At 23.5% G+C, this 15,069-nt stretch carries 22 protein-coding genes; 3 read left to right on the forward strand and 19 right to left on the reverse strand.

What is annotated here, in order from left to right:
* Window position 1: 1 nt before the first annotated feature.
* Together ACE38S_RS02740 and ACE38S_RS02745 are read right to left on the reverse strand one after the other, a co-directional pair.
* Window positions 2-145 (reverse strand): hypothetical protein, encoded by a 144-nt coding sequence (locus ACE38S_RS02740; protein WP_374696284.1) that lies wholly within the window; start codon window positions 143-145, stop codon window positions 2-4.
* 568 nt (window positions 146-713) lie between these two features.
* Complete coding sequence (locus ACE38S_RS02745) at window positions 714-1,769, reverse strand: hypothetical protein (protein ID WP_374696285.1); 1,056 nt, start codon at window positions 1,767-1,769, stop codon at window positions 714-716.
* Window positions 1,770-1,912: 143 nt separating this feature from the next.
* Here ACE38S_RS02745 and ACE38S_RS02750 point away from each other — a divergent pair, with 143 nt between their 5' ends.
* On the forward strand, window positions 1,913-2,035 hold the full coding sequence (locus tag ACE38S_RS02750; RefSeq protein ID WP_374696286.1) for a hypothetical protein: 123 nt from the start codon (window positions 1,913-1,915) through the stop codon (window positions 2,033-2,035).
* A gap of 6 nt (window positions 2,036-2,041) precedes the next feature.
* Here ACE38S_RS02750 and ACE38S_RS02755 read toward each other — a convergent pair whose 3' ends face one another.
* The 15 genes from ACE38S_RS02755 to ACE38S_RS02825 all read right to left on the reverse strand — a co-directional run bounded on the left by ACE38S_RS02755 (window position 2,042) and on the right by ACE38S_RS02825 (window position 11,559).
* Window positions 2,042-2,626, reverse strand: coding sequence for a hypothetical protein (locus tag ACE38S_RS02755; protein ID WP_374696287.1), 585 nt, complete (start codon window positions 2,624-2,626; stop codon window positions 2,042-2,044).
* Complete coding sequence (locus tag ACE38S_RS02760; RefSeq protein WP_374696288.1) at window positions 2,571-2,975, reverse strand: hypothetical protein; 405 nt, start codon at window positions 2,973-2,975, stop codon at window positions 2,571-2,573. Before ACE38S_RS02760 ends, ACE38S_RS02755 begins: the two co-directional genes overlap by 56 nt.
* Before the next feature lie 17 nt (window positions 2,976-2,992).
* Window positions 2,993-3,448 carry a hypothetical protein gene (locus ACE38S_RS02765; RefSeq protein WP_374696289.1) on the reverse strand — a complete coding sequence of 152 codons (456 nt, stop codon included), beginning with the start codon at window positions 3,446-3,448 and terminating at the stop codon, window positions 2,993-2,995.
* Window positions 3,449-3,460: 12 nt separating this feature from the next.
* Window positions 3,461-3,859: a hypothetical protein gene (locus ACE38S_RS02770; RefSeq protein WP_374696290.1), complete on the reverse strand. Its 399-nt coding sequence runs from the start codon at window positions 3,857-3,859 to the stop codon at window positions 3,461-3,463.
* Window positions 3,859-4,188: a hypothetical protein gene (locus ACE38S_RS02775; RefSeq protein ID WP_374696291.1), complete on the reverse strand. Its 330-nt coding sequence runs from the start codon at window positions 4,186-4,188 to the stop codon at window positions 3,859-3,861. Before ACE38S_RS02775 ends, ACE38S_RS02770 begins: the two co-directional genes overlap by 1 nt.
* 238 nt (window positions 4,189-4,426) lie before the next feature.
* Entirely contained in the window at window positions 4,427-4,741 is a 315-nt protein-coding gene (locus ACE38S_RS02780; RefSeq protein WP_374696292.1) for a hypothetical protein, read from the reverse strand.
* On the reverse strand, window positions 4,696-4,980 hold the full coding sequence (locus ACE38S_RS02785) for a hypothetical protein (protein WP_374696293.1): 285 nt from the start codon (window positions 4,978-4,980) through the stop codon (window positions 4,696-4,698). The genes ACE38S_RS02780 and ACE38S_RS02785 overlap by 46 nt, the downstream gene beginning before the upstream one ends.
* Entirely contained in the window at window positions 4,967-5,107 is a 141-nt protein-coding gene (locus ACE38S_RS02790) for a hypothetical protein (protein WP_374696294.1), read from the reverse strand. The genes ACE38S_RS02785 and ACE38S_RS02790 overlap by 14 nt, the downstream gene beginning before the upstream one ends.
* 838 nt (window positions 5,108-5,945) lie before the next feature.
* Entirely contained in the window at window positions 5,946-6,470 is a 525-nt protein-coding gene (locus ACE38S_RS02795; RefSeq protein ID WP_374696295.1) for a hypothetical protein, read from the reverse strand.
* 2 nt (window positions 6,471-6,472) lie between these two features.
* Window positions 6,473-7,783 carry a hypothetical protein gene (locus tag ACE38S_RS02800; protein WP_374696296.1) on the reverse strand — a complete coding sequence of 437 codons (1,311 nt, stop codon included), beginning with the start codon at window positions 7,781-7,783 and terminating at the stop codon, window positions 6,473-6,475.
* Between the two features lie 598 nt (window positions 7,784-8,381).
* Window positions 8,382-8,546, reverse strand: coding sequence for a hypothetical protein (locus tag ACE38S_RS02805; RefSeq protein ID WP_374696297.1), 165 nt, complete (start codon window positions 8,544-8,546; stop codon window positions 8,382-8,384).
* An 82-nt stretch (window positions 8,547-8,628) separates the two neighbouring features.
* Window positions 8,629-8,787, reverse strand: a complete 159-nt coding sequence (locus tag ACE38S_RS02810) for a hypothetical protein (protein WP_374696298.1) — start codon at window positions 8,785-8,787, stop codon at window positions 8,629-8,631.
* A gap of 291 nt (window positions 8,788-9,078) precedes the next feature.
* Window positions 9,079-9,231, reverse strand: a complete 153-nt coding sequence (locus tag ACE38S_RS02815; RefSeq protein ID WP_374696299.1) for a hypothetical protein — start codon at window positions 9,229-9,231, stop codon at window positions 9,079-9,081.
* 1,424 nt (window positions 9,232-10,655) lie between these two features.
* On the reverse strand, window positions 10,656-10,811 hold the full coding sequence (locus ACE38S_RS02820) for a hypothetical protein (RefSeq protein ID WP_374696300.1): 156 nt from the start codon (window positions 10,809-10,811) through the stop codon (window positions 10,656-10,658).
* 565 nt (window positions 10,812-11,376) lie between these two features.
* A complete protein-coding gene (locus tag ACE38S_RS02825) occupies window positions 11,377-11,559 on the reverse strand; it encodes a hypothetical protein (protein WP_374696301.1) in 183 nt (60 codons plus the stop codon).
* Between ACE38S_RS02825 and ACE38S_RS02830 the strand changes: the two genes are divergently transcribed.
* Together ACE38S_RS02830 and ACE38S_RS02835 are read left to right on the forward strand one after the other, a co-directional pair.
* Window positions 11,544-12,416 carry a hypothetical protein gene (locus ACE38S_RS02830; protein ID WP_374696302.1) on the forward strand — a complete coding sequence of 291 codons (873 nt, stop codon included), beginning with the start codon at window positions 11,544-11,546 and terminating at the stop codon, window positions 12,414-12,416. The two genes, ACE38S_RS02825 and ACE38S_RS02830, sit on opposite strands and share 16 nt — an antisense overlap.
* Window positions 12,417-12,522: 106 nt before the next feature.
* Window positions 12,523-12,897: a hypothetical protein gene (locus ACE38S_RS02835; protein WP_374696303.1), complete on the forward strand. Its 375-nt coding sequence runs from the start codon at window positions 12,523-12,525 to the stop codon at window positions 12,895-12,897.
* A 1,078-nt stretch (window positions 12,898-13,975) separates the two neighbouring features.
* Here ACE38S_RS02835 and ACE38S_RS02840 read toward each other — a convergent pair.
* Entirely contained in the window at window positions 13,976-14,137 is a 162-nt protein-coding gene (locus ACE38S_RS02840; RefSeq protein WP_374696304.1) for a hypothetical protein, read from the reverse strand.
* A gap of 653 nt (window positions 14,138-14,790) precedes the next feature.
* Window positions 14,791-15,030, reverse strand: coding sequence for a hypothetical protein (locus tag ACE38S_RS02845; protein WP_374696305.1), 240 nt, complete (start codon window positions 15,028-15,030; stop codon window positions 14,791-14,793).
* Window positions 15,031-15,069: the final 39 nt, after the last annotated feature.

Genomic DNA, 15,069 nt, shown 5'->3' on the forward strand with positions numbered 1-15,069 from the left:
ATTAATGCAAAAGTTTTAATCATAATTTACATCACTTTTTAAAGAACTTATTATAACGAACTGGAACTTGCGTAATTTTTCCTGTAATTGAATTAAAATTATTATAATTTTCCAAAGTAACATTTTCTCATAATTCATTTAACATTTAATCATCTCCTTATCATTTCTTTCTTTTGTTTTGATTTTATTTAAGATAAACTTTTTACTACTTAATAATGTTTTTGATTTAATTGTTTTGTTTAAATCTTGTTTTGTTCTGAATTGTTTATATGTTTGAAATGCTAAACCCCACCCAACAAACTAGTAACAGCATTTTCTTCAATCGTATTTAACAATTTATCTTTATTAAAATTATTTTTAAATTGTTCTTGCATTTTTAATACCTTAGCAATTGTTCGATATATTTTAAAACTATCTTTTACTACTTGTTGATAAGCGATTTAGGCAAAATAAACTAAGTTAAATAAACTTGTTTTTGTAAATCCCCATCAAATAAACCATTCACTGTTCATATAGAATTTGAATGGTTCAGAAGCCAAAATAAACTGTTGTGCCTTGATTATAAAGTTGTCATAATAACAATGGGGCATATTTGAAGTTTTTATAATATATTGTTAAGGCAAAACACACAAAAAAACTTCCCTGCAACAGATAAAGGGCTATTTTAACAGCTAAAAAAACATCAGAACCATAAAAAGGAAACGGTATAATAATTATCTTTTTTGAATGGCTTTTGTTTCAAAATTAGAAAATATTTTTTTAGTTTGTTCGGTAATTTTACTAATTACTTTTTGTTTAATAGCAATTATTTGTTTTTCAATTGGGGCTAATAATTTTTTAGTTACTTTTTGAAGATAAAAATTTGGGTTTAAATTATTTAAAATTTTATTTAATTTAATTGGTGTTTGATGCAAGATATTTAATAATTTATTATGATATATTTTGCTACCACGCATTAAATTAGCATTTAATAATAGGTTTTTACCAACACCTTTTTTATGAAGATTGGTCATAATGTTATATCACTCATTAGTATTAATTTTGCTTATTTTATCAATATTTAATCCATATTCAGACAATCATTTATTAGCATTTTTTTCATTTACGCGTGGTATTTTTTGAACTAATTTAGGACTTATTTTTTGAATATTTTTCTCAATTTTTAATAAATTATTAATTGTGTTTATTTTAGAAACTTTAAAACCTTTATAAAAATCATTGCAGGCTAATTTTCCAATTGTATATAATAAAGTTTCATTATTAGCCCGCTTTGTAAAGTCAAAAATTAATTTATCAGATAAAATCTTTTTACCTGTAACTTGTCTTACAAAATCTTCTAAGTTATTAGAAGTTATTACACCTAATTTTTCAAGTAATTTAGTTTCTTTTGCTAATTTTAAAATTCTCGTTGTTCGAGCAGCCCGCGTTAATTTTCCAACCCCACCAATTGCAGGCAACAAATTTAAGGCCGTACTTTTTGCTGTAACTTCTGAGGTTAATTTATCGTATATTTGATTTACAGCAAAATCGGTTGCTGTTTCTACTCCAAACGAGATAAATGCTGCGGCAAAATTAGATAAGCCAACGCCAAGACCAACAGCCGAAGCAACTCCGCCCGTTAAAACTGATAAACCAAGGGCTAAAACTTGTATTCCTAAAAATGCTAATAATTGTAAACCAAAACTTTTTTCTTGCTGTTGAAGTGACAATCTAGTTGGAGGTTTTTTAACAGGATAAATAAGAGCTGTTTTAGATGTTCCAATTGCCATTTTTAATACCAAATAGTACTATTTTTAGTACTATTAAGAATTTTTAAATTGTATAAGTTATTGGTATTGTTCCATCATGTGTTGGAATTGAAACAACGGCACTACCAGTTTTGTCATTACTATTAATTTTTAAATCTGCGGGGGTGTTAGAATTTTTTGACTTAGCAGCAGTTAAAACTGTTGAGTTTTCGCCATTTGCTAATTTACCAACTGCTTTTATAGTAATTTTATCGGATAATTTAGGTTTTTCTGATGTAATTTGATAAGAATGCTTAATAATTCCTTTTGCTTCAACTACCGCTCCACCTAAATATAAAAACTCTTTCCATAATTAAAGTATTATTCATTCCAGTCCCTAATGCCGCAGCACCAACTCTTAACGGCGTATGGTCTTTTTTGCGTAAAATAAGCGGATCATATTTTTTACTAAATTTAAAGGCAATTGCATTAACACCTTCTGGTAATAAACTAATTGTTCCTTCTGAACCATCTTTATTGATAATTGGTAATTTTTTTGGAACCATATAATATGTTGTTCCTTCAACAGTTTTCATTGCCCCACTTTTTGTTATTACGCTATTTATTTGGTCGTTTGCGCCAAGTTGCAACTGTAATTTATTACGAATGCCACGAATAAAATCAGCCGAACCTAATACAACTGCTTCTGATGGAGTAAAACCATTTTCATATATTTTATCCATCATTTCATCATGTATTTGTAAAGCATTTGTCTCATCTGCTTTTTTACCTTGAATAGTTGTAACTGTTCCTTTATTAATAATTTCTAAAATTTTATTGCGTTTATAGGCAACTTCAGTATCTATTGCTTGCTCAATATCACAATATCAGCAGCCCAAAAAAGATTAGGGGATTAAAATCACTTTCTACGGGGTCTAATTTACGAGCAAAAGTTAAAATGGTATCTAATTCAACAATTCCATCTTCAAATTCCACCGTTGAATATTTCAATAAATTATCATCTGTATTAAATATTTGTCCGTCCGCCCCTAGACCTTCATTATATTGAATATTTTTCTTTCTTTTATATGTTAAACCAAATTTATTGGCTTCTTTTCATGCAAATAAAGCTTCTCAACTAAATTTTTGTTGATAAGTTTGTAAATATCATTGTTCAAATGTTTCTCGGTCTCGTTTTGTTGCTTGATTAGCAATATCACCAAAAATTCTTTGTGGGTTTTGTGCCATAATTTATTTCCTTCTTTCTATTTATTAAATACATTGTCTGTATCTAAAATATTGTTTTCTTTGTTTTCTACTTTTGGTACGCCACCAGTATTAACGGTTTGGACTTTAATTAATTCATCATAAACACTTCGCAATTGTATTTTAATGATTTCAATATCATCATTAATATCATAAGATCTTAATAAGACATTTTTAAATTCTTCATTATCAGTTAAAAAATTATTGAAGTTATTAATTTCAATTTGTTTTAATTGAATTTTTTGTTGTTCAATTTGTGAAGTTAACTCAGCATTTTTTGTTTGTAGTTCGTTGATTTGCTGATTACTATTTTCTAAATTACTTGCATTAAATTCTTCAACTTCGGTAGTATTTTCTAAAATAATTTCAGCAATTTTAATATCAAAACTACCATCTTCATTTTTAATAGGTTCATTATTTTCATTTATAAGAACATATTTTACATTTTTTATCATTTTTTCACTTCCTTATTTTTTAATATTTGTATTTGTTCTTTTTCTAATAGCTTTTTGGATAATTTCAAAACTATCAACTCGAAAAGATAAAAAATAGCGTTTTGTTTTTAAATTTAATTGATTAAATACTGAGCCTTTAATTTTTATCTCATCATCTTTTTTTAATTTCAAAAACTTAGTTAAAATAGATGGGTTATAGATTGATAATGTTGAATAATTTAATCCGTCTCACTGACATTTCGCCGAACAAGCATCAACTTCAACACCACCAGCAACCGGCGCCTTAATTTTGGTTTTAATCTGATTTTCATGTAATCTAACAGTTAGTTCTAATTTATTAATTCTTTTATTTTTTGTTTTAGGTTTATTAATTATTGATTTTTTTGGTAAATTACTTTTTGTTTGGGACATTATTTCACATCCTTACTAGGTAATTTGTCATAGTTTGAATTATCTTTTAATCTAATTACTTTGTTAGCATGATAAATATAACATTTGCCTTTACTATCAAACCTATTACTGAAACAACCATAACAAGACTTAAATACCTCAAAATATTCTTTATATAATTTTGGTTTATTATATTCTCTGTTTTTAGTTGAATAGGTAATTTGCTTATTCGCTGTTAAAAGTAAATCAATTTTTCTATCTTTTTCAGCAATTTCTTTTTCATATGCTCGTTTAATATCATCTAAATCATCAATATTAGCAAATATAATATTCATTATTATTTGGTGCATCAATAACATCTTCTATTATTTCTTTAACTGTTTTTTCCATTATTTCATCTCCCAACCATTTACTTTAAATTTTTCTGTCATTTTATCTATATTCCTTTTGTTATAAAATATTGTAAATGTTTTCAAGCATCGTGTTCGTGCTCTGTCATTTTAATATTTCCTTTATAAATATAATTTTTCTTAATAACTGGCGATTGTAAAACATATTTTAAATTAAATAGATATTTACATAAAACTTTTAAACCACCAATAAATTTAGGAGTAGATAATGGGTTTTTATTTTTAAACCTTTATGAAGTTGATAATCTTCAATTATTACAATAACTTTATTTAAATAAGAACAAATTTTATTTTTAAATTGATTTAATATTAAATACATATTATTTATTGTGTTTTCTTCATTTTTGGAATTAAAAGTAATATTATTAATTATTTTATTTTGTAAAACATTATAAATAATAATACCAGTTTGACCAATTCCAGCGGGGTCAATTGCAATAATATATTTTAATTTATCTGGTTTATTTTTTTGTCAATTTGTAATATTTTTCAACCTTCTGTTGCTAAATCTAAAATATCATTAATTTTGTAATGTTTCATATAAGAAGCAATAACATCCCACTTGTTTTTAAATAAATTTAAGTATATTTTTGCTCATTCTAAACATTTCACATCATAATGCTTTTTATGATGTGAAATACGACAATTAACAGGTTGACAATTAACTCAATCAAAGGAAGTTGTTATTTCATTTCAAGTTTTATTAATATACAAACTTTTATATTCTGTCATTATATATACTCCTTATTTTTTTATTTGTTGCTCAAATTTCATCATTAATATCATTTGCAGTTACTGGATAAGCTCGCATCATTAATTCTTGTAATTTATTTTCAATTTTTTTATTTCATTTTTTCATCAAATATTTTCCTTTCTGTAAAAAAACATAATATTCCTTTATTAGTTAATATTTTGATATTTAGTAAATAATTTATTTTAGTATTTAATTACTTCGCCGCCCGCTTCACTTTGAAGGTGAGCGGGGGCGGTAGGATATTTTGATAGAGTTTACCCCCATAAGGAAATAAACAAAGAAACAGTTTACCCAGTTATTAATTACGCTTCATCAACCCCTACACAACTTTATATAAATAAAATAATTTTTTGGAGTTCTAACACTCTTGTTTTTTAGTGTCCGATATTGTTTTTTCGGTTTAGCAGCACTCTTTATGAAAACAAGATAAAAACCCCGCGCTATGACATTTCGCGAGGGATTAATCTTGCTGAAAATTAAAGAAATAAATAGAAGTAAAATCCAATCACTTTCACACTTTCTTTAAGGCTTCGTGCCATAGATGAGTTATCCATCTTTAATCATCAAAATATTAAGTTTAAGAGTTGCATTATTCATCAGATAATATCTTTAAAATTAAAAATTAACCTATTTTACCCTACAAATTAGTTAATTTTTATAATTTCCTTTCTGTGATTTATTATATTTTTTCGGTTTAACAACTAATAATATCATTTTTAATAAAGGTACTATCTGATGAATAATGCAAATAAAAAAAATCGCTCTGATAAGCGATTACTTTAATTTGTATTTAATTACTTTATTTATAATTTTTATAAAACCTAAACTTTTTCCGACTACCTCAAAATGTATTAGGTATTAGAAATAGTAGTACTAACCCTGTTAAAATAACAATTAAAACGATATAAAAACAAAATATATAATAAATCTCTTTTTGTAATTACTAATTAACTTGTATATTACAATCTTTATCAATAATTAAATCAGGTAAATTTTGTTCTTCGCCATTTCAACGATAAACAGATTTAATAAAATCATTATTATTTATTTCTCAAATTAAAGTTGGTTCATTAATTGATTTAAAAATAATTAAATCAATTTTAGTATCATTATGTGAGTAATAGCGTAATTGAATTTTGTATTCTTCTTTTTCCTCTATAATTTTATATATATATTCATAATTTGGAGGTATTATTTCTTCATTATTTTTAAACTTGGTAATGTTTCAATTTTTACCTTTTCATACTATATAGTAATACTTATTATCAACTTTATTAAATGGTTTTTCTTGTGGTGCTATTCATTCTAGGTTGTTTTTAATAGTTTCGTTTGTTGTATTTATTTTGTTTTTATCTTTTATTTTTTTTAATTCTTCTTTTGTATATTGTGGTGCATTACAAGTAACTAAATTTGTTGTACTTGTTCCAATTAAAGTGATTGTTCCTAAAAGACTTAATATATTTTTCATTTTTATACATCAACTAATTTTGTTTCACTACTAGAATCTTGCTCAAATCCACAAGTATATTTTGTTGCCATTTTTCTTGTTCAAGTAATTGAATTGTCTTGTTGATTTATTTTAAATTCTTCTGGCAAGATATCGTTTTCTTTTAAAGATTGCATAATATCTTTAATTGAAGCATTTAATATCTCAGAATTATTATTTTCATCAATTATTAATGCACTAATTAAGCCATTAAATTTTTTTGTTAAATTTCAAAAATCTTCACAAGAATATTTATAAATTTTACTATTATAAATAAGTTTTTTCTTAGGGAGAATTATAATTGATTGAGATTTAATTGTTTTTTTATTAACTTCTTTTTTTTCTTCTTTTCTCGTATTTGAAGAATTAAAACTATTTTCTAAAGTTACCTCAATAGATTCAGAATTTTCATTTGAATAACCATATTCTGTATTAATAGTTGTAGTAATTTTTGCGCCAATTCCAAATATTTTTGTTTCAGCTTCCCCACTTACACTTAATCCTATATTGAAATTATGAGAATTTGTTGTTGTTTGTGATTTTGTTTTACCACTTGTTGTACTTAATCCTTTTTGAATTTCAATTGATTTTGAAATTTCTTCACTTATTTCATCGTCTGGAGAATTATAGATTATTTCTTTTTCTGAAATATTTGGCTTTTCTTCATGATAATTATAAAAAGGCAATAATATTTTTTGATTTGGTTTTGAAAATATTTTAATTGCTTTTGTTTCTATAAAATTTAAATTACTCAAATCTATATTTGATATGTTTTTAATTTTAGAATTTAAATTTTGTTTTTTATAAAAAATAAATAACCCTTGATTTAATAAGTTTTGTAAATCAATAACATCAGATTTAATTAATTTTAATGGCTCATATTCGTATATCTTGCCATAACGAGAAAAAAAATATAACTTATTATCAAATGAAATAGAGGAATTGAATTCTTCGGTTGTTGTAATAACAACTTTTTGTTGATTTGTTTGTGGCTCATATTCGTATACTTTACCATCAAGAGAACCAAAATATAATTTATTATCTAATACAACACCGTGCGAAAAAATATCGTAATAATTTTTTTTAAATATAATTTTTGTTATTCCAAAAATATTATTTTTATTTCCTCTTTTAACTCGATTTAACTTTTCTAAATTATTTGTATTAAATTCTTCAATATCAACAATATTTTCTAATTTATTCTTTTCTTTTTGATAAGGACTAGCAGCAATTGTTGTTGGTACAGCAGTTCCACTAATTGTTAATACACTTAATAAACTAAATAATTTTTTCATACTTGTTTTTCTCCTTTATTTAATCTTGAAATTATTTATTGAAATTATTTATTGAAATTATTTATTTATTTATCAAGATTTATCATATTATAATATATATATATATATATATACAAGCAAAATTATTAATTATTTAAAAATTTTATCTTTTAAATAACTCTTATTACACGTTTTAAGGGGCAAATTAGCAATAAATTATATTAAGTGAGTTTTTTTTGGGGGGGATAAACTTTTTTTATGACACTTTTATATGGACTGTTGTTTTATAAATTCAACAGAGAGGTATTAAATAATTTAAACTACCGTGAATTCGAATATTGTTAAATCAATGCACAAAGTCAAATAATTTGTATTTTAATTGGGTTAAATATATAAATTTTTGCCTCTTGACAAATTATTTTTTAAAACTTTTGTAAGTTGTTTCAGACATAACATTATCATAAGGACAGCCTTCTTTTATTGTTTAATGATCGTTTGATGTTAAAAGTATTTAAGGTATTGTCAATGATTTTATTTTTAAATTCATTACCCCAGTTATTATAAAATAACGTATTTTTTTTAATGGTCTTATAATTGAATAAAAGGCTTATTGCACTAGTTATACTATTTTATTTGTCTCGATATTATAGCCAATTATTTCACGATTAAACAAGTTAATTAACAAACAAAGATAATGTCATTTAGCACCACCTTGAACATATGTTAAATCACTAACAACAAAACTTCATTGGTTTTTGTGGTTATTATTAATTATTAAATTCACAGTTTAAAACGTTGCTAATTTCGTTGTTATTAACCACCAACTTATGATTACGATATTTTAATTTGGTGCATTTAGATACTAACTAATTTTTAATCATAATTTGGTGAATTTTTCTTCGCGATAAGATAATATCTTGTAAAATTAAAGCTTTTTTAATTTTACAAGATTCATAAATTTTGGCGATTAGCTTAAATGCTCTGATAACTTTTTGTTCATAATTATTAACATCAACCATAGCCACATTTATTAATTTGATAGTAATATGTTGATTTTGCTATCTTTAATTTTGATCCTATTTGACCAATTTTTCGCACAGAATATTTTTCTTTATTATTGTTAATAATTTCTATTTTTTGCCAATTATCAGCACTACTTGCTTTAAAGGGTTGTTTTCCATTCGTAATTAGATTAATTCTTTCCGCAAGGCAATCAGTTAATTTTTTTCAACAGTGTGATTATCTTTTGCTTTAAAAAATCCAGAATTATGAAATTTTTCAATTAACTGATATATAGTTGATTTTGACACCTTATATTATTTAAAAATTTCAAGAATGGTTTTGCCATTTTGATAAAGTAAAACAATTTGTTTTTTAAATTCATATACCGATGAATTTATTCCTATTTTTATATTCCTACTTTCTTCATAATTATATTTTATTTGAAAATCCACATAAATATGGTCCAACTTCTTGGAACCTATACAGTGGTTATAAAATTAATTCTTGCTTTTCCGAATACTAAATGAATGGTATTTTTGTTATTTTCATATTGAATTGCAAATAATATTGTTTCATATTCTTTGCTATTAAAATATAAAATAAATTTATCGCCTAATTTTATTTTGTTTAAATCTAAAATATTTGTATTTTTATTAATATCAAATTCTATGACGTGCGAATATTTGCTTTGTTGTAATTCTTGTTTAGAATAATCAAAGATATTAATTTTTTATCTAATTTAGCAGTTTTATTTATAATGGGTAAAATTATATTTTTAATATTTTTTTATTTTTAATATTTTCAATATATTTTTTAACATCAGCTAAATTTTTTAATTATGGTTGCGGTTCTATTGTAAATTTTTCGGTTTTCGGTAGTATATATTATTTTGAGGTTTTAATAAAAAAAATAAATAATTAGAAACAAATTAAATTTCGCTTATATATTAAATGATAACAAAATTTATAAAAAAGTTGAATTTTTTATAAATATAATTTTTAGTTAAAAAATATTTTCTAAAATTATGAATTTTGACAAACTAAAAAACACTTTTAAAAATTACATTAATTAATTTTTTAAAGTTTTTGATTAAAGAAATAAATACTGGTTTTGAAAATGATTTAAATTTTGAAATTGATTTAAATTAAAAATATTAAATTCAATTTTTTCTTCATTAGTTTTATTAACTTTTTTCATCAATTCTATCATTAAGTCTTAACATTTAATAATATAATTATTTTTTAAATGTTTCTTTACAGTATATTTTTGCCAACGCCTCTTAATGGTCTTAATATAATGTGAAGTATCTCCTTCCATATGACAACCAATATTATATTATAATGCTTGGTTTTTAACAGCCGCTTCATTATTTTCAATTAATTTAATAGTTTGTAATAAAAATTTCTTTTTATTTCCAAAAACATAATGTAAATGAGAATTTAATAAATTTAACAATTATTCATGATATCAATCAAAGAAAAATTTTTTTTCTTAATTATATTTTAATATGTGAATTTTATTTTTTCTAAGATAAAGAAATAATTGTTTAAATCTATTTATTAAATGAAATTTATCCAAACTATATAAAAAAATATTGTTTTTGTATTTTTATTTTATTTTTTTATAATTTTTTTAATTCAACAGTCACCATCAATTAATATTAAAATTTTAGTATATTCGTTAATTTCATAAGTATCCATTAATTTAAAAATTTTATCTATAAAATTAGTAATACTTGCTTTGTAATTTTTTTTGATTAATATTTGCAATATTATTAATTTCAAAAACACCCTTTTTATTTTTAATTACTTTTATTTTTTTAATTGATTTTTTTCATCAATATCAACATGAATAATTGAAAATAAAATATTTTCTTAAACTCTTTTTTATTTTATCATATAGGTTCAAAATCATCATCAATTTGGATATATAAAACATTATTTGGGATTTTAATTTTATTATTATTTTTATTACTAATATAATCAACTTTTTCTAAATCAATCATTATTAAATATATTTGATAACGTTCTTTCGTTAGTTTTAGCATTTTCTAAAGTATGTAAAATATCTTTATATATTTTTAAATCACCAAAAAATGAAGTAACTTTGGTCGCATAAATAAAATAAGGGTTTTTATTTTTAAATGTTATTTAATTCAATAAATTAAAGGTATTTTTTATTTGTCTAAAAACCTTTATTTTATTTATGCGACCGTAATTTTACTTATTAAATTTTGTTCCATTCTTTGATATTTTTTTAAACCTAATTGTTCTTCTTTAGAAGAACAATTTATATTTTTATTTTTATATTATTTTTAAAAAAATTTAGCACTATTTAATTAACTTTGTTGATATAATTTAAATATCTCATTATCTCTTTCAAACAAAAAAATCTTAAGTTCTATTTTTGTTTCTAATATTTTATTTTTTTTTATAATTTCCTAATAAATTTTGTTTTAATTCCAGTTTATAAAACCCCTTCTTAAAAACATTATTTATATTTTATCAAAAATTAAGGATATTTAAAAATGCAAGACGTTGCTAAAATTAATAACAAAAACAAATTACTAGTTATAAACATTTAAATAAAAAATATGATTTAAATTTTAGTTACTATAATTTTGGTTTTGATTGAAAAATATTTAAAGATTTCGTTGATGATAGTTGTGCTCGATATTTTACTTCACCCTGTTTTTTAAAATTTGTTTCCACTGGAAGAGGTGCTAATAAAACATGAAATCATCTGGCAGAAAAGTTATTTTTTGCTTGTAATTTTACTGATGCTTCGTTGATCATTTTACGAAGATACACCAATACCACGAAGAGACACCACCTTTGGTGATACCATTAATGTTTGTAATTACTTATATGATAAATATGGGATTGATATCGGACCGGACAATGAAAATGGCATTGTTTGACCGAAAAATGTTAAAGAGGGTGGTGAAATTGTTTTTCCTAGTGGTATTCGCATTACTTTTGCGGGATATGCGAATGGCAATAAAATTATGGGGAAAGTTGGGAAAGGCAGTGGTATTATCTCAGCCTGAACTGATGAAATGATCCATGCCGAAGAAAAAGAAATCTTAACGGATAAAGAACTAGATAAAAGATATAATAATTTAAGAGTTTCAATGTTTCGGAGTAAAAGTTTAAAAGTGTCTTATGAAAAATATACTGATGAAAATGGCAACGAACAATATAATTTAGATAATTATATTGCAGTAAAAGAATTATCTTGGACATTTCAAGAATGAAACAACATAGCAAAACAATACATAACAGTAACAACATATTTTCATAAAACATATGCTAATCAATTTACTTTTAACCATTTTGATAAATACCATGTCTTTTATGAAAAATTTGTAACGCCGTATTTACCGTTAAATGAACGAATAAAAACGCTTTTAAAAGAACACAATCAAGTATATTCCGAAAATAACCAAGCATTTAATGGTTTGGAAATTTTTAATTTACGCTTAACAATGGGGGCTGTTTGAAACAAAATTCCGGATATTCTTCAAAAACTTGTTTTAGCAAATAAAGAAGAACGACCCGATTTATTTAAACTTGAATATTACGGTTTTGAATATAACGATAATGACCCGAGCATTTATGTTTTACGAAATTATCGTAAATATATCCAATAATATAACTTGCAAGATTTTTATAATTCAAATACAAAGCATTATCAATTTGATAGCTATGCAATTGGTGTTGATCATACGGTATTTTTATTTAGTGGTTATAAAATTAATGAAAATAATGAATATGATCAGTTATTTAATTGTCGAAAACGTTATTACCCCCAAAAACACCATGAATTTAAATGAAATAGTTGAACATTATGGCCAATGAATAATTAATACCTTTGATAAATTTGATGGTTTTGAAGCTGCCACATTTCATTATGATATCAATGCCCATGACTTTATGCAAAAATTACAAGAAGATATTGCCCCTTATTTAGGTTATAAAATTAAAATGTTTAAAGCCAAAAAACACCAAACATCACTTAATAAAGAAGCAGGGATAATCAATCGTGTAACATGAATAAGAAAAATGTTTGTGCAAGGAAAAGTATATGGCGTGTTAGATAACTTCCCATTTTTAGATAAGTGTATAAGTTAATTATGGTTTAGTGATAGCAAAACAAACACCCCGATAGTAAAATGTACCATGATAGACACCCATATATATGGTGCCTTGTTTTACGGGGGTTTTATACATATCGTTTTAAAATGGGAATATAACTATTCTGGTTTTTGGGCGAGCGGTTGATTTTATTAAATTTTTGTGATAAATGACTTACAAGTTAAAAAGTTTTGAGGTTCTTTCAAACAAATTTTGGTAACATTTATAAAATTCTTCGCTTAACGCTTAGAATTTTTCCCAAGTATTTTGAAAAGCGGCGCAAAAGTTTTTTTAAACTTTAAGGCATTTTTCGCAAAACTTATAAAAATCCCGCGAACTCAGATTCTATCAATATTAAACAATAAATTTGAATAAAGGAAGGATAGTATTAGATATTTAATTTTATCAATAAAGTGTTTTCCCCTAACTAAAACAAAAAATAAAATAGCAATATTACTAATAACAATTTTATTGTTAGGATTATGTATTTCTTTGCCTATTGTATTTGTTACTGCTGATAATAATAAAGCAAAATTTGAAAATTAATATTTAGATAGAAATAGAATTCGTATATTTTGTGATAAAAATCAAAAAATAGGTCAAGCAATAATTAACTATACAACAGAAAATAATAAAAATAATTCCAATGATATAATTAAAAATAATAAAAATATGCTGTATTTTTATGATGTACAAGTAAGCCTATTAATTCGGGGGTTATTATAAAGTATATAGTCCTGTTTATTCTTTATTTTATTTAACTTACAAAAATATAATGAATTTACAAAGTTTCTGAATTAATTAGGTTAATGAAATAGAAAATTATTCAAAATAATGAAATAAAAAATATGATACTTCTAATTTTAAAGAATAATATAAAAATTTTGATAATTTTTCATTGTTTTTATTAAACAATTGTAGATTATTAATATTAATCTGTTCTTTTTCTGTAAAAATTGTAATATCATAATTTCCGTATCCTTATATCCCTGTTATTTCAATTTTATTTAAATTTAATTAAAATTTCTTGTACTTTATTGTTAGAAACAATTAAATTAGTTAAGTATTTGCCATATTATCCATCGGATAATCTAATTTCAGCAGGAATAAGAGAAGGAATATTGTTTGTTTCTAATTCATTTGTTATAGATAATCAATTAAAATAATTTGCTTCTAATTGATAAATATGATTTTCTGAAATATCATTATTTATTACTTTTATACTACTTGTTTCCATTTTATAATAATTTTTATTTTTTAAATTAGAAAAATCAAAATAAGATGACTTTAATTGTACTATACAATCTTTAAATTCATAGTACGCTTCTTCATCATCTTTTCCTTCTTTAATTCTTGGTTCAGAAAGTAACTCAAAATAATAGAGAGTTACTAATTTAATATCATTATTATATTATTTATTAATTGCCCATATTAATATATACATAATTTGACAACATATATACAACTTGTTTAAATCTTTTTACTGCAATATCAGATAAATAATTAAAATTTTTAAATTTTCAGTTCTCAAATAAACCACCAATGATATCTTCTGGTTTTTGTCCTTAAAATAATTGCTTTATTTTTGCGCTTTCATTTATAAGGGTTTCCTTTTCATCATATTTAGCGCCACGAAATTTTCTATCATAATTATAACGAAATGTTAACATATTTCTTAATAATTCTTCTAATTTTCCATTTACTAATGGGAATTGTATTTCAATTAATAAATCACTATATTTAGGAATATTATTTTGTTATATTAGTGGAAGTAATCAAATATATAGTGTTTCTGGTATTTTACCAGGTATTTTAACATCATACGAATATTTACCATGAGGATTTATAATATGCAAAAATATTACCTTCTAAAATTATTGCCATTTTTAATTACTTGTTTCTTGGTTTTTCATCACGGTCTTCAACACTAACTAAAATTAAACAATCATTTGGAGTAGAAAAATGTCTAGCTATTTCAAATGACAAAAAACTATATCCTAACCAATACTGAAATACCCTTAAATTCGGTTTTGTTTCAATTGGCATTGATAGTAAAGGCACCAAACTAACATTTTGAATAATAGATTGTTGATAAGAATAAATAACATTGATATCCCCCCCCTTCAACATTTGATATTACCAAATAACATTGATTTATGATATTTAATT

Source organism: Spiroplasma endosymbiont of Polydrusus formosus (assembly GCF_964263245.1).
Taxonomy (GTDB): domain Bacteria; phylum Bacillota_I; class Bacilli_A; order Mycoplasmatales; family Mycoplasmataceae; genus Spiroplasma.